The organism is Caballeronia glathei, from assembly GCF_000698595.1.
Taxonomy (GTDB): domain Bacteria; phylum Pseudomonadota; class Gammaproteobacteria; order Burkholderiales; family Burkholderiaceae; genus Caballeronia; species Caballeronia glathei.
In genome coordinates this window covers 38,447-60,946 of record NZ_JFHC01000035.1, presented here as the reverse complement: position 1 = coordinate 60,946, position 22,500 = coordinate 38,447, and the positions used below count along the sequence as shown (strand labels likewise).

At 59.3% G+C, this 22,500-nt stretch carries 18 protein-coding genes; 15 read left to right on the top strand and 3 right to left on the bottom strand.

All coding sequences use genetic code 11. The features are described from left to right. Positions 1-165: 165 nt before the first annotated feature. Positions 166-333, top strand: coding sequence for a hypothetical protein (locus tag BG61_RS42895; protein ID WP_161783692.1), 168 nt, complete (start codon positions 166-168; stop codon positions 331-333). Between the two features lie 1,512 nt (positions 334-1,845). On the opposite strand, the gene BG61_RS40200 is transcribed toward BG61_RS42895, so the two are convergent. From BG61_RS40200 to BG61_RS21505, 3 genes are all read right to left on the bottom strand, one after another. Then, the gene (locus BG61_RS40200; protein WP_420912391.1) at positions 1,846-2,478 is read right to left on the bottom strand and encodes an RNA-guided endonuclease InsQ/TnpB family protein; all 633 of its coding nucleotides are present in this window, start codon (positions 2,476-2,478) and stop codon (positions 1,846-1,848) included. 619 nt (positions 2,479-3,097) lie between these two features. Further along, on the bottom strand, positions 3,098-4,069 hold the full coding sequence (locus BG61_RS21510; RefSeq protein ID WP_035941901.1) for a ParB/RepB/Spo0J family partition protein: 972 nt from the start codon (positions 4,067-4,069) through the stop codon (positions 3,098-3,100). Continuing rightward, on the bottom strand, positions 4,066-5,283 hold the full coding sequence (locus BG61_RS21505) for a ParA family protein (protein WP_035941900.1): 1,218 nt from the start codon (positions 5,281-5,283) through the stop codon (positions 4,066-4,068). Before BG61_RS21505 ends, BG61_RS21510 begins: the two co-directional genes overlap by 4 nt. A 1,229-nt stretch (positions 5,284-6,512) precedes the next feature. On the opposite strand from BG61_RS21505, the gene BG61_RS21495 reads away from it, so the two are divergent. From BG61_RS21495 to BG61_RS21430, 14 genes are all read left to right on the top strand, one after another. Next, entirely contained in the window at positions 6,513-7,970 is a 1,458-nt protein-coding gene (locus tag BG61_RS21495) for a replication initiation protein (RefSeq protein WP_241486492.1), read from the top strand. Positions 7,971-9,049: 1,079 nt separating this feature from the next. Continuing rightward, the gene (locus BG61_RS21490; RefSeq protein ID WP_035941896.1) at positions 9,050-9,754 is read left to right on the top strand and encodes a VirB8 family type IV secretion system protein; all 705 of its coding nucleotides are present in this window, start codon (positions 9,050-9,052) and stop codon (positions 9,752-9,754) included. Positions 9,755-9,756: 2 nt separating this feature from the next. Further along, entirely contained in the window at positions 9,757-10,632 is an 876-nt protein-coding gene (locus BG61_RS21485; protein WP_035941894.1) for a TrbG/VirB9 family P-type conjugative transfer protein, read from the top strand. A gap of 2 nt (positions 10,633-10,634) precedes the next feature. Beyond that, positions 10,635-11,882 (top strand): TraB/TrbI/VirB10 family type IV secretion system protein, encoded by a 1,248-nt coding sequence (locus tag BG61_RS21480; protein WP_035941893.1) that lies wholly within the window; start codon positions 10,635-10,637, stop codon positions 11,880-11,882. Then, positions 11,875-12,678, top strand: coding sequence for a transglycosylase SLT domain-containing protein (locus BG61_RS21475; protein WP_035941892.1), 804 nt, complete (start codon positions 11,875-11,877; stop codon positions 12,676-12,678). The genes BG61_RS21480 and BG61_RS21475 overlap by 8 nt, the downstream gene beginning before the upstream one ends. After that, on the top strand, positions 12,675-13,925 hold the full coding sequence (locus BG61_RS21470; protein ID WP_035941891.1) for a TrbG/VirB9 family P-type conjugative transfer protein: 1,251 nt from the start codon (positions 12,675-12,677) through the stop codon (positions 13,923-13,925). The genes BG61_RS21475 and BG61_RS21470 overlap by 4 nt, the downstream gene beginning before the upstream one ends. A gap of 20 nt (positions 13,926-13,945) precedes the next feature. Further along, entirely contained in the window at positions 13,946-14,350 is a 405-nt protein-coding gene (locus tag BG61_RS21465; RefSeq protein WP_035941890.1) for a lytic transglycosylase domain-containing protein, read from the top strand. 5 nt (positions 14,351-14,355) lie between these two features. After that, positions 14,356-14,976: a toxin co-regulated pilus biosynthesis Q family protein gene (locus BG61_RS21460; RefSeq protein WP_035941889.1), complete on the top strand. Its 621-nt coding sequence runs from the start codon at positions 14,356-14,358 to the stop codon at positions 14,974-14,976. A 5-nt stretch (positions 14,977-14,981) separates the two neighbouring features. Beyond that, positions 14,982-16,622: a type II secretory pathway protein gene (locus BG61_RS21455; protein WP_035941886.1), complete on the top strand. Its 1,641-nt coding sequence runs from the start codon at positions 14,982-14,984 to the stop codon at positions 16,620-16,622. A gap of 8 nt (positions 16,623-16,630) precedes the next feature. Further along, entirely contained in the window at positions 16,631-17,908 is a 1,278-nt protein-coding gene (locus BG61_RS21450; protein WP_035941930.1) for a type IV pilus inner membrane component PilO, read from the top strand. Then, positions 17,895-18,467 carry a hypothetical protein gene (locus BG61_RS21445; protein ID WP_051672696.1) on the top strand — a complete coding sequence of 191 codons (573 nt, stop codon included), beginning with the start codon at positions 17,895-17,897 and terminating at the stop codon, positions 18,465-18,467. Before BG61_RS21450 ends, BG61_RS21445 begins: the two co-directional genes overlap by 14 nt. 2 nt (positions 18,468-18,469) lie before the next feature. After that, positions 18,470-20,755 (top strand): ATPase, T2SS/T4P/T4SS family, encoded by a 2,286-nt coding sequence (locus BG61_RS21440; RefSeq protein WP_035941884.1) that lies wholly within the window; start codon positions 18,470-18,472, stop codon positions 20,753-20,755. An 11-nt stretch (positions 20,756-20,766) separates the two neighbouring features. After that, a complete protein-coding gene (locus tag BG61_RS21435) occupies positions 20,767-21,885 on the top strand; it encodes a type II secretion system F family protein (protein WP_035941883.1) in 1,119 nt (372 codons plus the stop codon). An 11-nt stretch (positions 21,886-21,896) separates the two neighbouring features. Continuing rightward, the gene (locus BG61_RS21430) at positions 21,897-22,487 is read left to right on the top strand and encodes a hypothetical protein (protein WP_035941881.1); all 591 of its coding nucleotides are present in this window, start codon (positions 21,897-21,899) and stop codon (positions 22,485-22,487) included. Positions 22,488-22,500 lie beyond the last annotated feature (13 nt).

The window sequence follows — 22,500 nt, the reverse complement described above, 5'->3', positions numbered from 1 at the left end:
ATGGGTCACTCCTAGCGCTAGATCCAATGAGTGTAATCGGTGCCGAATGCGATCAGTCAGCGGTGCGGGATTTTGCGAGAACAGACGCGCCTCGCTAGCAGGTCGGGCTTTTGTGTCACAAGCGCGTGAATCGAGCCGGGGTTAAAACCCAGCGATGAGACGTTCATGGCTTACACGCGGGACGATGGCATGATGTCGCCAGTGCAACTCGCGTCGATCATGCTGGATGCCGCGATCGCGTGCGTTGGTCACTATTCGTCCCGCGACGAATACAAGGGCTTCCGCAAGACGGCTGTCGGATTCGAGGTCACGAGCAGCTCGCGCAAGCGTTAATCCGACTTGCTGATCTTTGCCGGCGGAACTGCGAATCCCGATCTTGTCTAGTCACCGCGAGGGACCCAGCAAGCGCCTGCGTCACTCCAAGCGACTTGAGGGAGCGTGCCGGACGCGCCACATGTCAAGCTAGGATGCTCCCAAGGCAAACACGCGTATCCGTGTTTCACCATTTTCAACGTGTCGAGTTCTAACTGAATCAGTTGCTGTATCGGTCGACCCGGTTCGGGATGCGCGCTGCTTGATCCAGTACGCGACAGAACTCGCCTTTCAGGGCCCTCTTCGGGGCGGGAAAGGATAGCGCGGACGCCAAAGGCGCCCTTCCGGTGCCTTAATGCGGCGTCCGCTTCGTGCAATGGATTGGCTATCACCGAGATAGGCGTCCGCCGCAGCTACCGTCGAAATGGGACGGCGACTAAAGCGCCCCATAGCTTGCGCCGGATCCTCGGGTAGTTATTCTTTTGGATCATGCAACTCGAAACACTCTTCAGGCAATCACAAGCGGCGGGTACGGCGTGCGCCGTCGCGTTAGAGATCACCAGCACCGCGGAAAGACGCGGACTTCTCGTCGAGAAGTAACAAATGCGACGAAATACGTATTGGACGTTACGATTCAGGCATCCGCCCTCCGCTTATTGCCAACGACGCGATTCGCGCTCATCCGGATGCCCATTGGTCCTACTGGGAATGCCTTTCCCCGTGAAACACTGTGAAGATTATTATGCAACATATTGATTAGTAACGTCTTTTTTCCTCATCCAAGAAGTCGAGTGTGTTCCACGGGGCCTCGACGCGGTGCACCTTCCACCTCGACACGACCCGCGCCAGAGCGACAGCAAAAGTCAGTCTGGATGCGACTTCTGACCCTGAGGCAGGGCAAGGTGCTTTGCTCGCCCCCTTGGGGGACCGCAGCCTCCCCCGCCCATTGGGTGATTATCTGCCTCCCGAGCCTGGTACTCATGCTGGGCAACCGATGCCCTGTGTGACGTGTTCAGATACTCGGCCATTAATCGAATCACTACAGGATGTTGGCCTTACGAACCAGAATGCAGAAGTCATGGAAGCGCGAACAAGTGAGTTCGCGCGAAGCTTTGTAAATTCAGTGCATCCGGATTCGTTCTTCACCGGCGAAACTCGGCGGCGGCCCCGGACCACATGGTTAATAGCGGCATCTTTTGCTCAGTTTTTACTTGGGAACAAGTTTTGACGTCATCCGGAGGCGAAAACCGCCCTCGCGTCCACTGTCGGGGTGCGATACGCGCAAGAGCCCCCGCGAACCGTCGACTTGCCATCCGCCCCGCCCTCGGCCTGCGGCCGCCGCCGTTCGGCGGAAAGGGAGGGGATTCCTACGGCTCTATGCGTTGATCTGCGGAGTCGCTTCGGCGGGTTCCTGCTTCGCTGCGCGACCCGACTGCGCCGGCTCTCCACAGGTTATCCGGGATGTGCTTGCGCACCCATGCGAAGCGTCGCCCGTGTCCTGCCCTTCGTCTCGCATCGCGCGAGAGAGAATGTTTATTGCGCCAACGTGTTCGGCGTTAGCCTCGAAGCCGCAGCGCACGCAGGCAAATCGCGCTTGCTGCGATTCTCGGCTGAGATATGGTCGCAACACGGACACGTCCGGCTCGTGTTCTGCCGTTGCACGGCGATCAGCCATCCACCGTTCCACGCCGGCTTGTAGTCCAACTGGCGCCGGAAGTTGGACCAACCTTGGTCAAGGATGAACTTATTCAGGCCAGGGTTGGACCGAACGTTCTTGCCTGGTGCTTTGGTACTGCCCGCGGCCGACCGGGACATGTTCCTCACCTGCAGGTCCTCGATACACACCATCGTGTGGTTTTGGCTGATCGTGGTTGTGGCCTTGTGCAGGTAGTCGCGGCGGACATTGCCAATGCGCGTGTGAATGCGCTGGACGGGGGCGTTCGCCTCTTCCAGTTGCTGCTGAACTTGGTCTTGCGGCTCATCGCGAGCTGGTTGCGGCGCGGCCGAGCCCCATGGTTCTTGGCACGGTGGAGCGGCGCCAGAAAGGTCTGTCACTGAAGGTGGCGATTTCAGCCCGGCGGAAGACCAGCCGGAATGCGCCAACGGCGCGACGCGACTTTGCGAGTGTTCGCAAGTTGAAGCCAGTTCGAATTTGATCTCTGACAAGGCCAACCTTTCTGCACGATCAATATATGTGTCGTCTCCCCGCCTGGGCCGTTACAGATTACCGCTATGACCTAGCATCAAAGGAAAGGCACAAGGACATGGCAACCGTGAGGCATCTGTAGGCATTCTGGAGCAGACCGGGATGCCCTAGACGAGCCCTTGCTCGATCGGTGGTTTGACCAGCCCCTGGCGGTCCACGCCGTCAATCCAGTACTGTTCGAACTCTTAATCGCGAGAGGTCGTTGGCCGCTCAAGAGCGCACCAAGACGTTTATGGGGATCAAGGGGAAGATTGTGTCTTGTAGCCGATTGCGATCCATGTGTTTTTGCAAAGACGCCGAAAAACGTCAGCTTCAGCGGAACCCTCGCGCAATTTGCGTGATAACGTGAGGCTGCTTTTAAGCATATACCGGGACCTACCGTAATCATTCGGTGATAGATCTGCGTGTCCCGACTCGGGACACTTTTTAAAACCTCCGGGTCGCTTATCGGGCGCAGTCTTCGGTTTGACAGAGTGTCCCGACTCGGGACACTCTTCAGCCTATTAGCCCTAAGGGGTGTCGCGGGTTACAAAAAAGCCCGCACAAAAAGCGGGCCGCGACGTAGGTGATCTAGACTAATCACGTGCGAGGTTGGGTTGAAAATAAACGCCCGATGACCTCGCGGATATCCCGTTCTTGCTCCTCGCTGAGCATGCCAGTCTTGATCCGTACGGTGAAATTACTTTCATCCTTGGTGATATTGCCGGCTTGAGCCTTACCCGAGAAGAATTTGTCGATGCTGCGGCTGGCGGCTTCCGTCCCGTTTCTCGACTTAGTAGCATGCGACGAAATGGCTGCGGCGTACTTGCTCTGGTGCAGATCACCTTTCAAGATCTGAGGCCAAAGCTCTTCCGCGGCCCGGAGACCAGCGTCGCCATGCTTTTTAAGTGTCGTTACAATTTCATCCGCTGCGGTTGCGCCGAGCATCGCCGGCTGCAAGTCGAGGTCCTTCTTGATGAAGTCCGGGAGATTATCGAAGGAGAAGTACCGGTAGAGTCCCGACCGCGACATCCCTAGGGCTTCCGCCATACGCTTTCGACTAGGGAACTCTTTTTCGGTCCGACGTATCGACATCGAGACTTCGTAGTCAACGAGATCATCCCGGCTAATATTTTCCACGAGCGCTAGCACGGCCATGTCCTGGTCGGTGCAGTCGATGACGACGGCCTTGACACTTTCCTGACCCAACAATTTATGCGCCCGCCAGCGCCGTTCGCCTGCAACGATCTGGTATCCAGATTCGACGCGACGGACAACGACGGGTTGCATCAGCCCGACCTCACGAATCGACTCTGCAAGCTCCGCCAACTTAGCTTCGTTAAATACACGTCTCGGTTGCCAAGGATTCGGCACAAGCTCTGTCACCAAGAGCTGCGACGTCGTTCCCGTCGATTCCAGCTCTTGTACACGCAACTGGGCGGCGGCCAATGCACCGGCCATGCCCGGTGCGGTCTCCGTCCGGTTAGCCCGGCGGCTGGCGCTCGGCGTTCTTTCCTCCGTGGATCGAAGGCCTGCGGTCTTCGCTAGCATCTGATCACGAATGTTGCTCATTTTGTTGGCCTCCATTGTTCAACGAATTGGTCGTCAATCCACCGGCAGTAGTCCACCAGCGGCTGTTTCACGCGGGCCAAGGACTTGGCCTGGCTGTGTGAGCTGCTGATATCGAAAGCGGTCGTGAATGCTAGCGCTCCCGAGCTCATCACAGAACTAGCAGGAACTTCGAACTGGGCTAGCCAGCTTCGATAAGCGCCCTGCGCCCAGGTGCGGACGACGGGGGCGGCAGAAGTATTGGTGTAGTTCACTCGCGTTAATAAGACGGACACGAAATCGTACTGTTTGTCGGTTTCGTACTTAATAAAGGATTTGGCGACGTCGGAGAAAAGCCGCCAGAACGAGAGTGAGCTGAAAAAGTCGAGATTCTCCGGGACCATTGGCATAACCATAGCGTCCGCTGCCAAGAGCGCATTCAGATTCAAATACGAGAGCGAGGGCGACGTGTCCAAGAGGATGTAGTCATAGTGCTTGCGCAACGGCGCGAGGCCATCGCGGAGCACCTGCCAAAATTTGAAGCCCGCCACTTTCATCTGCATTGCCGGAAGATGATACTCAGCGCCGACAAGTTCTGTATGTGCGGGGATGACGTCCAAGCCGTCCCAATAGGTTTTCTGCACTTTGGACAGCAGGCCACCTTCGACCTTCTGGTCATAGATATAAGGGAGCACCGTATCATCGGGAAATACTTCCTTCTCGGCATACAATCCACATAGCTCTGATAGTGAAGCCTGAGGATCGAGGTCAATCACGAGTACTTTCCGTCCGCGGAGGCTCAGCCCTTGAGCCAAGCACATGGTCGTCGTCGTTTTTGCAGACCCACCTTTCAGTTGAGATGTGACGAGCACCTTGCCTTCGAAGTCACTCGGCCCTGCGACTAGCGGCGTTTGATAGACATCCGAAACCTGTTGTACCCAGTAACGGGCCTCCGGCAATGTGAAGAGACGACTACGGCTGCGACCGGTGCCGGTAGATTGCCCTTCGGGGAGAACACCATCGCCTTTTGTCGCTAAATATTGCACCTGTTGCCGCGTGAGTCCGCACAGTTCAGCGATTTCTCCAGTCGTAAACACTGGCGCCGCCTTGCGGGGACGAGGTGCCAAGATTTGGTCACGCAGTTCAGTCGCATAGTCCGTGACCACATCCGCGAAATCTGATATTTCCTCGAGCGTCACGGTTCGCTTTATGGGCATCGGTTGACTAACATTTGCCATTTCTGAGTTTTTCCTAGAAAAATGCGCTAAACGGAGAATACATGAAAAACGCAGAATCGGGCTTTCGTTGATACCTATTTCTTAACAGGTGTACGTAACTCTTTGTTTTCACTCGAATTCGTCCGTGGAGGGCTTGTCTAGGTCCGACGAAAGGCTCACAAAATCTCTCACCTTTCGAGTGCCCAAGGTGAACGAAGGGGTGTACGCGGACGCGCCCTCGGCCGAATGGTGAGAGATTATGTGCACCTGAAACTCGGCTTCAAATAGGGAGTGCGACGCGAACCCTCCAGAATTGCCGCACATGCAGCGCTAACTTGACGCTCTCGTTCCCTACGAGCTTCGATGCCCAATGATCGGAGCGTTTTTCTCTCCGCAGTCGGGGATTAACTGCGCCGGACGCTCTCGCCAATTGCTCTGAAGACGAGCCCAGCGCCAGACTTGCCACCGAACCCCGTCCGACGCCGCCAAAGGTGAGAGATTATGTGCAACCCGATGACGTCAGCGATGACGCTAGCAACGTCGTGCACACAATCTCTCACCTCTGTCGACAGCAGCGGTCGGTCACTTGCCACAGGAAACAGCACAAGTCATGACCCATTGATCAGCGCAAGATCGATGGGCACTGTTTGAAGCACGATGTGCTGGTCGAAGCTTCGCGCACAAGGTGAACGAATTTGGGAATGCGATGAACGCGTCCATCGATGCGCCTTCAGTGCCTCCCAAGCATCTGAGTCGCAGCTGGCCGTCGGAAGGGCTACACCTCGCGATCGCTGGAAGGGCCTGTGTGTACGTTGTTTTATAAAGAGAAACCGACTAACAAACTAACAGGCTCCGCATGAATTGTTTTGAATCAATAACTTAACGCTTTAAAGGTGAGGAATAATGTGTCAAAGGTGAGAGAAATTGTGCGACACCGGTGAGAAATTAGCGTAAGCAGTGGGAGATATTCGGGGCGCAAAAGTGAGATCTCATTCGATTGTTTCTGAGAAGTGAGAGTTGATCGCTTTGGCCTGTGGACAACGAGCGATTTTTCTTTTTAATACAAGAGATTAGACCGCAACGTTTGGTGCGAAAGGTGAGAACTGATGTGCCAGGAGTGAGAGATGGTGTGCGCCCTGACCGCCGAGATCTCGAAGGTGAGAGTTCGGTGTTGACATCTCACCTTTGTGCGCCTACAGTCTGCTGAAATCATCAGGGAACCAGGTATGTCCAGCAGTGTAGACCGGCGAGTGACGCCCCTTCAATTCGCGCTCGACCTCTTCGTCGAGATGGCGCCGGCACAAAGGTCTATCGACGAAGCTGCCCCTGATAAAGATATTGGCTACCAAAAAAACCGCGTTTTTGCCCGCATTGTCGGTTTAGGTCTTTCCGCTAGACGCTTTGTTGATGCCGCGTACTTCATCGTGGCGCAGGACCCTGAAATCCAGGATCACTATGACGTGACGCTCAGCTTCTTCAAATGGCTGATGCGCTATGACAGCAGGAATAAGAAACATTTCTCCAGTGTCATTCGCAGCGTTAAATCGTCCATGCTTGAAGTGATGAGCGCACCAGTCGTGGCGGTTGACTCAGCAGGCCGGATGCTAGCGGAGCCGTCGGAGCCCGGCGAAGAAAAGCTCAGTGCTGCGCGTGATGACCTGAACGTGACGGTTGTTGACGAAGAAGGGGATTGGCTGGAGTTGATAGGCCGAGTCAGCGTGAGGAACGGCCGCATTCGGTTTCGAGTACCAGTCGAGCTACAGCGGCTCATCAAGGACCCAGAGAACTCCTACTGGACCAGCCTGCTGGTAACCTCGAGATTTACGCTCATCTATGCCCGAGGCATTTACGACCATGTCTTACCGTCCGTGCCTAATGGGGTTACGGACTGGTTGTCCCTGGACCTGGTTCGAAATCTGCCGGGGAAGTCGTGGGCGAACAACGCCGAATTCAAGTACTTCAAGCGCGACTACCTCGAGCCAGCGGTCAGCCAGATCAACGAACTGTCCGACATTGAGCTCTCGTACGAGACGCGAGCCGGCACACCCGGTTCCCGAAAGAAAGATCAGATTCGCTTCAGGTTGAAGCGCAAAGAAGCCGCTGTAGCGACCAAAGCGGACATGCTCAACTCGGTAGCGCTCTTTATGACGCTCCAAAAAGAATTCGCACTATCCGACAGCCAGTTTGAGCGAATCGCCCAGAACCGCGCTGTGTGGACTGATGAGCGCATTCAGCAAGCCATCGAATACACACGGTGGAAAATACGGCAGGGAGAGAAGATCAAAACGGCTGCGGGATACATGATGAAGGCCCTTTCAGACAATTACCGCGTCTCAGAAGCCGATAAACAAATTGAGTTGATTCAGGCACAGTTGGTCGGAGCGGCGACAATTCAACAGGAAGCCAAGTCTGAAAGGCAAAAGGCTGTCGAAGCCAGTGTTGCGGCCGCAACCGCCGCGCATGAGCACCGTCGGCAAGAAGAGCTTCGCTTGGCGCGGAAATCCTTTGACGAAGCGGATATGAATCGACGCGAAGAACTGGTGCGCAAGTTTGTCGCGTCAAGCACTATGGGCATTCGTGCGATTGAACGTCAAAATCTCAAGCCCGCTCAGGTCACCGAGGCCAACATTTTGAGCTTCCCCGATGTTGCCAACACGTTCATCCCGTTTGTCGCCGGCGAACTCAGGAAAGCTATCCGACGCCGATAACCGGCATGCGTCCGCTGGACGCGCGCGGCTAAGTACTTCGTTGAATAATCGTGAGCGTATCTCCCTCTCTCCCTCTCTCAGTTCGTCCGATTTTTTGTGAACAGGCTCAAGCAGGATGCCTCCGAAGCGACCCGGCTGCATGTGGGTGAGCGCCGTTGAAATCCCCTCTGGGCGACAATCATCAGGCTGGGACGTCAAGTCGCGCGCATCGGAAATCCGAAGTCGATGTCACGTCGTTACGACGAGAGCAGCCGCGCTTCGAAATACCTAATCGATCGATTTAAAACGAGAAATTAAGCCAGCATCTGCGTTCCAATTCTCGATCAGCCGCAGGGGTTCATCCCATGTTTTCACCTAAAACTGACCCACCCCTGACGCGTCGAAACGCTACTCCGGAGTAACAATTCAATCCTTTCTGCGGGGTTAGGTGAGGCTTTTAGGGGAACGCCCGCTTCGTTGTTGCGCGCGCGGTGAAACAGCAGTGACAGCCTCTAGATGAAACAAGTCTTCTCTTCCCATGAGCCGTCGCCAGAAGGTAGGGCCCTGACCAACGTAGTCTTTTGAGCGCTCTTAGCGTAAGGCACAGCTGACAAGTCTCCCGCCCACGCCCGTTTGTTCACTGAGAAGCCACGTGCGCTTACCGAACGGTTTTGCAGCTTGCAGGCAATTCTCTTCGCCATCGATCAGATCACGTTATTGCAAAGCCGTTCAAAAAACGAGCGCTATCCAGATAGCAGACAGCGTTTTTTCCCGCATCGTGTAACCCACTGACGAAAAAGGAAAAATAAGTTTTCTCAGTTTGTACCGAATACGGACCCCCCCTTTAATCGGTACACATGTCGTCGATACGAGTGCTATTCGTGGCCGACACAACCACGGATCTGCCGCAGTGTGAGGGTAGAAAGGCGACGAAAAAGGGGCGTCATTTCGCTCCGGCAACGCTATCTGGATAGCGCTCCGGAAGCATGCATCGCGAGCCACGAGGAGGTTCGGCGCAAAGGCGCACAAAACTCATCGTCTTTCGAAGGAAAAAAGGACGTTCGCGCTGTTTCAATGGTAGCCATTCAACAAGGGTTGCCATGCGTCTTTTTAAAAACAAACGTCGCGCCGCGCTGTCACCGGCTCCTGGCATGTACGCCGATGAAGACCCGAGCAAGGTCATCTTCGAGACGAGCACGAGACTCAAGCTCGAAGCGAACCGCTGGATGCTGATTTCGTTTGGCCTCGCGTTCATAGCCGCCGGCGCAGTTTGGACGCGTCAACCGCCGCCATCGGTCACTCGTGTCGTTGGTGTCTCGGCCGACGTCGGCGGCCATCCGATCGTGACTGAGCTTGTTGCCTACAAGCCCGACTCCCAAGCGATCCGTACGACCGTCAAAGACATGGCGGTGCGTTGGTTCACGATCGAACCCGTGTTGTCCGACCGCCTCGAAACCTCGCGCATGACCGCCAACATCAATTCGGTGAAGGCGCAAATGATTGGTGCGGCAACCGGCCAGTTCCGCGACTGGTTGAAGAACGACGCGCCGTTCCAGGCGATCACGGCGAACCCCAAGCTGATTCGCGAAGTTGATGTGCGCAACATCGCGCTGCTCGAAGATTCCACCGTCCTCGTTGAATTCACGACGACCACGTCACAAGCTGGATCGGTCGGGAAGCCGGAGGTCAAGCAGTTCGCGCTGACCCTGCGCTATCAGATCGTCGCCCCCAGTGCGGATCAGGCGCTGACGGCGAACCCCTTCGGCATCTACATTCCGTTCTTCCGCCTCGAGCGGACCGCATAAGCATGACCGCAACCAAACTCTACAAGCGGCCGGTCATCGGCATGTGTGTCCTCGTTGTATGTGCAGCCTTTGCTGCACCGGTAGCTCAGGCGAAAAAAGCATCAGCCCCTTCGGGCGTGGTGGACGCCGCGATGATCGCTGGCGACCCGATGAGCCCGATCAATCCGTTCAACGGCGGTGCGGATCCGATGACGATGCCGGGTGACGCGCGTATTGGCGTCTTTCCGTATAGCCGCGACCAGATTTATCGAGTGCTCACCGCTCCGTTGAAGCTCACGACCATCGAACTGGAAAAGGGCGAGAAGCTGGTCACCGATCCCGCGATGGGCGACAGCGTGCAGTGGGAAATCGATGACGACAAGATGAACCATGTGTTCATCAAGCCGCACAAGTCGGATCTCGTCAACACACTGCATCTGACGACGAACCTGCGCGAATATGACTTCACGCTCATCGCGTCGCCGGCGGGCGGCCTGTTCTATCAGACGGTCCGTTTCCAGTATCCGCGCGCGCCAATGGCGCGCGTCAGCGCTCGGGACGATGCGAGCGGCAATGGCAGCCGCGGCGGTGCCGATTCTGGCAGCATCAGCGTTGCCCCGGACAAGCTGAACTGGGACTACACCGTCGAGGGCAGGGCGGAATTCACGCCCGAAACGGTGTTCGACGATGGCCACGCGGTGTGGATGCGCATGCCGGCCAAAGCGCAAGAATGGCCCGTGCCGTTTATCCTCGATCATGGCGATCGGGTTGTCGCCAACTTCATTCGCCGTGGTGACTTCCTCGTGCTTCAGCGTCTGGCCGATGAGATCGTTTTGCGCTCGGGCAAGGACGAAGTCACCGTGGCCCGCGGTCGGCGCCGGATCTTCGGAGTGTTCTGATCGTGGCCAAGAAATCTAAATCGGCCCCGCCCAGCGCTGAGCAAGAGGCGCTCGTCAAAGGCAAGACGCCTCGCAACGCGATCATGAGCATCGGCATTCTCGCCGCTGTCGTGATTGGCGGCCTGGGCTTCTACTATGAGCTGCAGGCAACCAGCAAGGCGGATGAGGAAGCCCGCCTGAAAAAGGCGACCGCGCTAAAGAGCAGCACAGAGGCTCCGGCCACCAACAACAACGACATTGACCAGTTGATTCGCCAGCAACGGGATGCCGCAGCCGCGGACGCCGCTGCGCGAGCCTCATCCGACGCCGCAGCACAACGGTCGCCGGTGAAGCCAATGTTGACCGGCGCCGACTTTCAGCAGGAGCTCGGCAAGGGCGGCGCAGACGGTCAGGACCTCGCTTACCGCTCGAAGGAAGACGCCATCTACACCTCGTCGGTGTTCAAGCAGGCGGGCGCTTCCCGGAACGCGGCCCCGGCCGCGCAGGCGCTTCCCCCGGGCATCCCATCGTTGGACGAATTTCGGGCCGCGCGCGCAGCAGCGGCACCGAACGGCGCGGATGCGATGGCGCTGGCACTCGCACGTCAGGGCCAGGCTCCCGAAAATCGCGATCGAGCGTTCTTGAAGGAGGCAGCGGGGCAGGGCGGTATCGAGCAAACCACATTCAACGGACGCTCGCGCGGTTGCACGCTGACGCCACCGCACGTCATTCACGTGAAGACCGTCGAAGGCCTCAACTCGGACAAGCCGGGGCGCGTCGCTCTTATGGTCGACGAAGATGTCTACGACAGCCTGACCGGCGAATGTTTGATGATCCCCAAGGGCGCGTTCATCAACGGGCAGTACAGCGCAGACATCAAGGTTGGGCAGGAGCGGTTGCTCGTCGCGTCGACCAGCCTGCGGCTGCCCAACGGAAAGAGCGTGCCGCTCAATGGCATGCAGGGCGCCGACCAGAATGGCTATTCGGGGTTCTCTGGCGATGTGAACAGTCACTTCCTCAAGATCTTTGGGGCAGGGTTCATCACCGCCATTCTTCTCAAGGCATTCGACGGAAGCTCCCAAACTGCGACGACGGCCACCCCCAACGGTGTGACGACCTACGGCGATACGGCCGGGCAAGTTGCGGCGACAACGGCGCAAGCGGTCCTGCAGCGGAACCAGAATATTCCGCCGACCATCACGGTCGATCCCGGCCAGAAGTTTCTGGTTCAGGTCACGCAGGACATCGTGATGGAGCCGTACCATGAATAAGGCGCTCATCGTCGCGTGCTTCGCGTTGAGCACGCTCGGCGCTCATGCGGCAACGATTGATTCGATCATCAGCCCGACGCGCGTTGTAATCGATGACGGTGCGAAGCGCGCGATTGTGGAATTGACCGGTGAACCGGTGTACGCGTGCGGGCTGAAGCCGTTCCTCTCGTGGGCGAGTCGCTTTGAAGGCCAGACGGTAGAGTCGGCTGCCGATGGATCTGCCGCTATCTCCATCGACGGAGCGCCGGTCAGCATCGCAACGCTGTTCGTGCGCGCAGGGTGGCTCCGTCCAGCTGTGTTGACCGATGAAGCGCAGGCCAGCATGACAGAGCGGCGCGGCGGCTGGGCATGCGCATCTGCGCAAGCACCGTTCGAAGCGATGCATACGTCGGTCGATCCCAAGATTCTAGCGGGCATCGCCCTGAACGAATCCGCCTATAAGGGCCGCGCATGGCCTTGGACGCTCAACGTCGCAGGTCGTGGTTTCTTCTTCCGCACACGTGAGGACGCTTACCGCGCCATTCGCCATCTCATCAGCAATGGCCGTTCGGACTTCGACATTGGCTTGATGCAGGTGAACTGGGGGTACCACTCCAAGCGATTCGCCAGTCCCTGGGACGCTCTTGCGCCGGCGACAAACATCCGTGTTGCTGAAGACATCCTCAACGAGAACTATCGCAGGACCCACTCTGCGGTGAAGGCGGTTGTCTATTACCACAGCGCCAATCCGACCCCGGGCCGTGAGTATCTCGCACGATTCGTGAAGCACCTCTCCCAACTCGATCGCGGTCTATGAAGCACACGCTCACGATTATCTCGCTGGCACTGGCCACGGCCATGATCAACGCCGAGGCCGCTGGCACCGATCCTTTTGATTTCGACTACGAGATCGCGGGCAACGTGCTCGAGCGGCCCGCACTCGTGTTCAACGATGGAAGCGACACGTACTTTCAGCCGCGGGCCGGACAGACCCTGCGCGTCGAGGGTGGCCACACTCAAGGGCCGTATGTCGTCGTGCCGGGCACGCCCGAGGTCATTCAATACTCGACCGGGGGTACGACGGCGACCGCGTACTGGAAGAAATCGAACAAGTTCATCGGCGACAAGGCACGCGGTAACGATGAGACGCCATCCGGGTTCGCCGGGTTTTCCGGGCGCCTTGTGTTGATCGGCGCGCGCAGCAGTCTCGCGAGCACGCGGGCCTTGAATGCGACACTGCCGCTTTCGCAACTCGTGAAAGCGCTGGTTCCGCAAGGCTGGACCGGCTCGGCACAGAAAGACATCGACCTCACCACGTCGACGAGCTTCGCGACTCGCGATGGCGAGAACTGGATGCAATCGCTTGATCGGCTGGTGGCGGCCTCCGACCTCTACGCCGACGTTGACTTCAACGCTCGGCACGTGAGTCTGCTCCGTTCGGCCCCGCAATCGGTCGGGGTCAATTACGTCGCGACGTCCACACCGGCCGCAGCCGCGCAAGCGACGGCTGATCCGATGGCGGACATTGCGAAGCGCTCGCAAGCCGACGCGCCCACACCCGCACCGGCTGAATCGGTGCTTGCCTCAAAGCTCGGCGCCGTTGCGATCCGTGATGGCGACGACAGCCACATCCAGATCAAATTTGCGGTGAAGCCCGCGACCGAACTCAAGGTGGTGGATGAGGCTGGTAAGTCGCTGCGCCCGAGGTGGGACGATTCGTCGAACGTGATGACGATCAACCGCGCCGAGCGCTTTGTCGTGTCCAACGGAACCGACAAGGTTGACGTTGCACGGGTCGCCGGAACCATCTACGAGTTCGATCAGGCGAACAAGGCCGCGCTCGAAAGCGTGTTCGACAAGGAAGGATCGACCTTCTTCAAGTTCGCCGACACGGTGGGTCATGTGACGGTTGCTGATATCGGCCACCTCGGCACCGGCGAACAAAAGGGTCGCTACTACAAGTTCAACGGTACCGCCGAACAGTTCATCGTCAATGCGGACGGAAACGTAGTGAACGTCGTTCGCAAGCACGACGTGCGGTTCTTCGACCGGCCCGCGTCGTGAGCCAATTAGCCGCCACCTCGATGCTTGCCATCGTCGCTTGCCTCGTGTCGTTTCCTTCCCGCGCGGACTGCCTCGACGACGCTGCCCGCTATCACCGGGTGAGCGTTCAGCTGGTGCGCGCGATTGCACAGCAGGAGTCGGGCATGCGTGCGAACGCGATCAATACCAACCGCGATGGGAGCGAGGATATTGGACTGATGCAGATCAACTCGTCCTGGCTTCGGAAGCTGTCCCGTTACGGCATCACGCGCCGAGAATTGTTCGACGCGTGCGTGAACGCTTATGTCGGGACGTGGATTCTTGCCTCGAACATCAAGCAGTTCGGCCCGACGTGGAAGGCCGTCGGCGCCTACAACGCCGTGTCCTCGAGCAAGCAGCTCGTCTACGCCAACAACATCTACCGGCGCATCCAGCGCGGGAACTGACCCATATGACGTCAACTTTCTCTGTTCAAACGCACCGCACCGCACGCCTTGTCGCGCAGCTGTTCGCCTGCATCGCTCTGACGACAGTGTCCAGTCTCGTGTCTGCCGCGGCCGATCCAGATCAGTCACGCCTGGTGCCTCCGCCCGGGGATGGCTGGCAAATGCTTTCGGCTCCGGTGGCGCGTTCTGCATCCGTCGCTCTCGCGATGGCCACACCACAATCCGCTCCCACTGCGGCTCCGACTCCTTTGGCTGAATCGGCAACGCCCTCGGTCGTTCGCGGCTCGTCGACGCCCGTACCTTCGTCGCTGGCTGTCGCGACTGTTGTCGCGCCTTCCGCCGGGGCAGCTGTATCGAGCGGCGTCCTCACGCTCTCAATTACCCCGCAGGACATCAATCTGCGCAATGCGCTCGATCGCTGGCTGCAACAGCAAGGCTGGCAACTGGCGTGGAAGATTGACGACGATCTGCCACTCGAATTCAACGCCTCATTCTCGGGCGACTTCAAGTCGGTGCTCACGCAAGTGATGCAGGCGACCAATCACATGCGCACGCCGACGCGCATCTGCAAGCACACCAACAACGTCATTCGCGTCGTCGCACGCGCAGCAAATTGCCAAGAGTAATCGCCATGCGCCAAACCAAACTGAACACTGCAATCGCACTGCTCGTCGTCGCGTCGCTCGCCGGTTGTGCCGTGTCGCAGTCGGATATCAATCAAGCCTACGACGCGGCGCACGCCGATGCAACGAAGGCGATGGGTAGCGGCTCGGAGTCGATGGCACTCGTTGAGGAGGTGCCGACGGCATTCCTCGGAGATCGACTCGTGCCGCTCGCCTACGAGGCGACCTTGCCCGCGATTTTCCGTGACAAGACCGTAGTTTTCCCGGGCAACCTGCCGCTGTCGAAGATTGCGACGCTCGTATCGAGCGCGACCGGCTATCCGGTGCATCTGAGTCCGGACGTGTTCATCCCCCGCGAGGCCCTGATACCGAAGACGGCTGGGAACGGGAACGCTCAGCCGCAACAGCCCCAACCCGGCATGCTCGGCGGCAACGGTGCGGCGAAGTCCAATGTCGAACCCATCTATGCACAGCCGTGCAACTGCAAGGTCGGGCAGTACCTGCGCGGCGTGACGGAAAACCTGGGCCTCGACTGGACCTTCGACGGCTCGACAATCTCGATCAGTCGCTTCGTCACAAAGACGTTCACCATTGCGGCGATCCCGGGCAAGGTCTCGATCAAGTCGACGATGTCCAAGGGCACGGATACCTCGACCGGCAATCAATCCAGCGGGCCGACGGGTGGCTCATCGGGCAACACGGGCTCGTTCTCGGCGATCACCTCGACTGGGCGGGATGGCACCTTCGATCAGATCGCGATCATCCAGTCGGAGCTTGAAAAGCTGAAGTCGCCATTGGGCGAGGTGGTGGTCAATCCACAAAGCCGTCTGGTGATGGTACGCGACACCAAGGAAGCGGTTGATCGCATGGGCGCGCTGCTCGCGCGGGAAAACGCGATCTCAACGCGGCAGGTGGCGTTGCGCGTGCGTACCCTGCAGATCGACATGAGCAAGGGATCGCAAGCCGGTGTGAGCGCCGATGTGATCTTCAACAAGATTTCGGATGGCTTGAAGCAGTACTCCATCAGCTTTATCTCACCGACGTCGCTCGCCACCTCGGCTGGGTCAGTCGGCCTCTCCGTGCTGCGTCCGAACTCGCCGTTTGAGGGCACCAACGCGATCATTAGCGGACTGAACACCTTTGGGAAGACCGTTCAGGACAACACCCAGACGAAGCTCACGCTCAATGGCTTGCCGGTGTCGATCGGCTCCTTCGAGACGAAGGGGTACCTCGCTGCGACAACACCAAGCTTCGGCTCCGCCGGGGGTGGTACTGCGGGGGTTCCGGGCCTGCAGCCGGGATCCGTCACGGTGGGTGACTTCGTCAATATCCTGCCGTCGGTCAACGATCACAACCAGATCATCTTGTCGTACTGGAGCGACAGCTCGAAGCTCAATGGTCCGTTCACCACGATCAGCACCGGTTCCGGCGACACGCTTCAACAGATTCAACTGCCGGACATCATCGGTAGCAAGGATGATCAGACGATCGCCCTGTCTGACGGCCAGACGATCGTGCTCTACGGCGCGGTGACGAACCACTACGACGGCGCGAGCAATAACGGCATCGGTGGGCTCTCCGGCGCCTGGAACAAGGGCCGGACGTTTCAGGTGATCATGCTCACGGCCACCGTTGTACCGTCGATGTGAGCGCGCGCATGCATTTCGAACCTATACCGGGAGAGAAGCGCGCGCAGCTCGTCTTCGGGCTCGAATGGCGGGCCTACGCGATCAAGGGTGCACGTGCTGAACGCCGTCGCTACGCCGAGGAATTTGCGGCCACGCACTACGTCGAGATCAAGGCAAAAGGCGAGACGATCGGCGGATTCTGCGCGCCTGAGGCGAGCGAACGCAAGGGCACGCTGTACTCAGCCGCGGCGCGCATTGCGCTGCTCGATCGCGTGCGCAACCGTCCCGCCGTGCTGGTCCTGTTGCAGAACGGACAGCGGGTCCATCTCGTGCTCGTGCTGCGGGGCGCAGTGTCGGCCGACGAAGAAGTAGCGCTGAACGCGTTGCCCGACCGGCGCGAGGCCATCGAGGACCAGTGCGCAAAAGCAGGGCTGCAGCTCGCCACGATCGGGCGCGGCGATCAGCTGCACGACCTCGATGAGTCATTCGACCTGCGCGAACTGCTGGTCGCCCGCAAGGCAGGTCTCGTCAGCAAGATGCCGGTTGCGGTGCCAATAGCCGTGCCGCTGGTGGTCATTGTCGCGGCGGTGTTCTTCGGTGGAAAGCAGGCGATTGATTTCCTGAACCCACCGCCGCCGCCGGCACCGCCGCCCCCGACCTTCATGCAGGAATATCAGGCCGCCGTCATTCGTGCGTTGGCCGCGCCGGCGCCACTTGCATCGGCGCTCGCCCCGCAGCTGCTCGCGCGCTTCGGCGGCGAGGAGAGCAACCTCGCCGGTTGGCAATTCGAAAAGGCGAGTTGCGGCGCGACGGGTTCATGCACGGTCACCTATAAGCGGCAGGGCGGCACGTTCAAGGATTTCGACGCGCGTGCGCCGGAATCGATTCGTCCCGTCGTGTTCAACGCTGATGGTTGGCATCTCACGGCGCGCGGGCCGGACGTCGTCGCGGTTGAGCGCGTCGCACTTGCCTCGGCGAAAGCGTGGCCGTCGCAGCAGGCACTCATCAAGGCACTGCAAACGGAGCCTCAGAAGCTATCGACCACGCCCGTGAACCTGAGCAGTCACGGCTACGTGGTGGACATCAAACCACCGGAGCGCATCCTCGGTCGGCAACCCCTAGCGGGAGAGATCCAGGGTCCGCTCGTCCAGCGCGGAACGTGGCAAATCGATGGCTACAAATGGCAAAGCGCGTTGCTCGCGCGGCTGCCCGACAACATGGCGCTCGAATCACTCGAGCTCGAGTTGAGGGAAGACGGCACAGGCGTGCACTTCACGGCGAAAGGTAAATACTATGTTCTCAACTAAGTCGGCGCTGTTCGGCGCCCTTGTGCTCGCGGGCGTCGCTGTGCACGCGCAGGAAAAGCATCTGACGCTCGACGACATCGATAGCCTCGCGCGGCAAAAGATCGTGGACTCGATGCGACGGACCGACGGCGCTGCTGCCCCGAGTGGGGTAGGGCTCAACGCGCCGCTGGCCCCGCCCAGCGTTGCTGCCGCCGCGGTGCCCGACGAGAAAAAAGGTGCGCGTAAGCCCGCAGCGCCCACGAAACGCGTCACGCCGGTCAGTTTTGTCGGCGCCTATAGCGACGCTTCCGGCTCCTACGTCCTTTACGACTATCAGGGCTCGACCTACACGGCGCGGCAAGGGTCGAAGCTGCTCAATGGGTGGACGATCAACGGCTTCAATGGCTTCGTCGTCGCGCTCTCCGATGGCAAGCGCAAGTGGACTGAGACGATCGCGACCGCGGATTCCCTCGCGGCACCGGATAGCCCCGGCGTACAGGCAATCACAGATCTGGGCGGACCGCTTCCGCCCGGAGGCTTTGCCGCGACCGCTCCTACTTACGTACCGTTCGGAAAATAATCATGGGACTGTTCAATCAGGACGATCAGGCAGCGCCTGAAATCCGTGGCGGCTTCTTCAAGCGCCTGCGGTCGCCCCGCGCAACCTTCATTGAAAGCACGCAGGCGGCCGAGCCAAAGTTCAAGCCGACGGGGCGCGCGGTCAATCCGCAGGTCACGTTTCTCGGGCGTGCCTTGTCAGGCGACGATATCGAGGACGTCGAGAGCACGCAGATCGTCGAGTCGCGTGAGAGCACGCCGACGCCTTCAGTGCACTCGGATTCCGGCAGCACTTCAGCAGATCCTGATCCGGCCTCGCTTGCTCGCCCGTTCGTGCCGCCAGTATTCGAGCGACCGTCGTTCGAGAGCTTGAGTGCATCCATAAAGGCGAGGGAGGGAGCTGAAATCAGTCAACCGCCGCATCCGATAGAGCACCGCCCATCTGCAACTCCGGCGCAGTCGCCCCAGACCGACGCGACGCTCGTACCGGCGGCGGCGGTGCCGGCGCACGCACCTGAGCCAGTTGAGCAGGATCGGGCCATAGGAGTGGCCAAAAATGTGCAGGGCCGCGCGTCCGTTGAGCGCGCTACGCCAGGTCGTAGTGAGGACGATCATGATGTCGGCGACGAAGTCCAAGCCGTTGGCACCACGACCGGCCGCCCCGAGCTTGTTTCGGCGGAGTCGCTGCCTGAGTTCAAACGCATCCTGACTGCGGCCGATGAAGATGCAGCATTGCGCATCCCGGCGAGCGCGCGCAAGGAATTCATCGCCGTCGAGCTGCAGCCGGGCATCGCTATCTCAGTCGCGACCTCGCGCTTTTGCGAGAAAGCGCAATACGCCACCTTCATCAAGGACCTGAGCAACAACGACGTATACGTGCGCGAGGAGATGGTGGCCACCGAAGCCGTCATCGCCGCGATCTACGCCGGGAAGACGGTTTCCGCGAGCAGCGCTGGAGTGCGTGAAGCGTCGGCCGCGATCGGCAGGTTCCGCGACATCATCGAAGCTGCGCACGCGTATGGGGCGAGCGATGTGCACTTCGAACCGCGTGAATTCCAAAGCGAAGTGGAAGTGCGCTTTCGAGTGAACGGGGACCTGTATACGTTCCGGCACATGCCCAAGGCGATCGTTCGCCGGGCGCTCTTTGCTGCCTACAGCGACCTCGTGCAGCGCAATACGAACTCGGGGAACAGTTTTCAGCCGAGCGCACCGCAGTCGGCCATGATCCCGCTCGTCGTCAAGACCGACACCGTCAACCTTCGATGGCAGTCATCTCCGCTCGTTGGGGGGTACGACGTGGCGCTTCGTCTGCTCGACGGCAACTTCAAGAACTACCGGGTGTTGCTGCCGAAGGACATGGGATTCGAGCAGAGTCAGCTCGAACTCATCGACACGCTCAACTACGTCAGTGGCGGCATCACCGCGCTGACCGGCGAAACGGGCTCAGGCAAGACGACGACGCTTCGTGCGCTCTCGTACATGCTGCCCGATCGCGAATTGAAGAAGCAGTTTGCCGTCAGTGAGCCTTCGGAATATCCGATGCCGTGGCTCTCCGAATATTCGATCATCCGCCGACCTGACGAAACGAATGAAGAGGCGAACCGCAAATACGCGGAAGTCATTCGCACCTTGATGCGCCAGGACCCCGACGATTTGACGATTCAGGAAGTGCGCGACGAGGTCGTGATGGGTCTGGTGGCGGAGTTGGCGCTGACCGGTCACCCAGTGCGCTTCTCGCTGCACGCTGGCGACATCATCGCGGCAATCATGCGCATGGCAGGCGGCCGGCTCCGCTTGCCGATCGACGAGCTTGCTGCAGAGGGCTTTATCAATGCGGTCGGCAATCAGAAGCTGATTCCGACACTGTGTGACCACTGCAAGCTGCCTGCCGAAGACGTCATGTCGCGCGCCGATCTCGAGATCCTGCGTGCGAAATTCGGCCTGGACACCTCGCGCATGGCATGCCGGAACATGGAAGGGTGCCCGCACTGTCGTCTCGACGGCCTGTTCACGCGTCTCGGAAAGGTGGCGGGCGGCACGAAGCGTCCCTCGCTCGCAGCTGAGCTCTATCGGCCCACGCCTGAGTTTCTGGACCGCGTGGCCGTGCGCGATTGGGCGGGCGCACGTCGGATTTGGCGCGGCGAACGGCGTACCGGGTTCGATAACCCCGACATGACTGGAAAGACCCTCTATGAACACACTCTTTTCAAGGCGTCGCAGGGTTTGATTGACCCACAATTTATCAATCGTTCGATGCAGTCCTTCGCGCAATACCGCGTGATGCCTGGCGTCGACGGCTTGATGGTCTAACCGGGTCAGCCATGTTCCACACGCTCGTCAAATTGCTCTCTGAGCGACAGCAGATGACTGTCGCTCGTTGGCGCTTTCAGAAGGTGCGGGAAGACTTCTATCGCGAAACCCGCCTCGATATTGCGGCCAAGGGGCTGCGCAATACCGAAACGCTGTTCGACCGGCTGCAGACGTATGAGAAACGCAATCGCGATCGTCGTCGGATCGTATGGCGGATCTTCGCGCGCGTCCGGGAAACGATGCAGCGCGGGGAAAGCTTCTCGATCGCCATCAAGCCGTTCATACCCGGCGACGAGTACGCGTTGCTCGACATCGCTGATGAGTCGTCGCATGAAGACGCGGTCGTGCGTGGTTTCGAGCTGGCCGAGATGGCGGCCCGGGCTAAGCGCATCCTTTCCGCGACTACTTCTCTGCAGGTCGCGTACCCGATGTTGCTGCTCACGTACATGTACGCGTTCTGCATGCTGTTCGGCGGCGTCATCTTTCCGCAGGTATTGGATACGCGCCCACTGGCGGAGTGGCCCGATGCCGGGCGCTGGCTCTATCACGTCGACACGTTCTGCTTTGAATACTGGTGGCTCAGCGCGAGCACGCTGCTCGGCATTGTGTTTGTCTACTTTGCGACTTTAAAGCGGTGGCACGGGCCGTCGCGAGATCGCTTCGACCGACTGCCCCTGTTCTGGCGAAACCGTCGTGACCTCCGTGCCGCTCTGCTTATCGTGTCGTTGGCCGGGTTGTTCGACTCCAATCTGACGCTGCGAGCGGCACTTGATCGCCTGAGCAAATCCGCCGATCCGTGGCTGCGGTGGCATTTGACAACGATGAATCGCAGGTTGAGCGCTCGCTCGGACGAGCCGATGCGCGCGCTCGACACGGGAATCTTCTCTCAGACCATCGTTGACACGATCACGGATGCGGCCGGTCGAGACCAGTTCGAGGCCGCGATCAAGAGTCTCGGTCGTGAGTCGCTCGACCGTGTCGTGGAGGCGGTCAAGCGTAACGCACGAATTACCCACTTCATCCTGCTCGGTTTCGCAGCTTCTCTCTTTCTGACACTTGGCATCGGTTCGTACGTGATGACCGGTGCCGTGAGTATGACTTCGGGCACGCCCGCGGTTTCAATTAACTAATGGAGTCTCGAATGACCAACGAAGTTATCAAAGCCCGCCGCGATCGCATCCTGATGATCGCGCGCCGGCGCCGCCAGTCCGGTGAGCTGTCGATGATCGAGGCGGGCGCTGTGATGGCAGGTGCAGCAATCCTGGCCCTCGCGGTGTACGCGGGTGGCAAGTACGTGCTCGACCTAATTCGCTCGTCGCAATTCAAGAGCGAAGCGCAGATGTTCCATACGGGGATTCTGAATGCGACGCAGAACGACGCGGACTTCACGGCCGAGACGCTGACCATACTCGCACAGAATCACGCGTTCGATTCGGCGGGCTCGCGCGTCGCAACCGACAAGTCGGCGGTGAAGGGCTTGTTCAACGGCACGCTGACGACGACCGTGGGCACCCTGGTCACGGCGAGCGATTCGATCATCCTCAACTACCCGGTGACGGCCACGATCTGCTCGCTCAGCGTGGCGGCGCTCGCGACTGTCTACACGCAGGTGACGGTAAATGGGACAACCCTCTCGTCGCCGACCACCGCGTTTAATGCTGCAACAGCAGCGACGGCGTGCGCGTCGGCGGGCGCAACCGCATCGCTTGGTCTCTGGACCACCCGTTCCTGATCCCGGGCCGCCG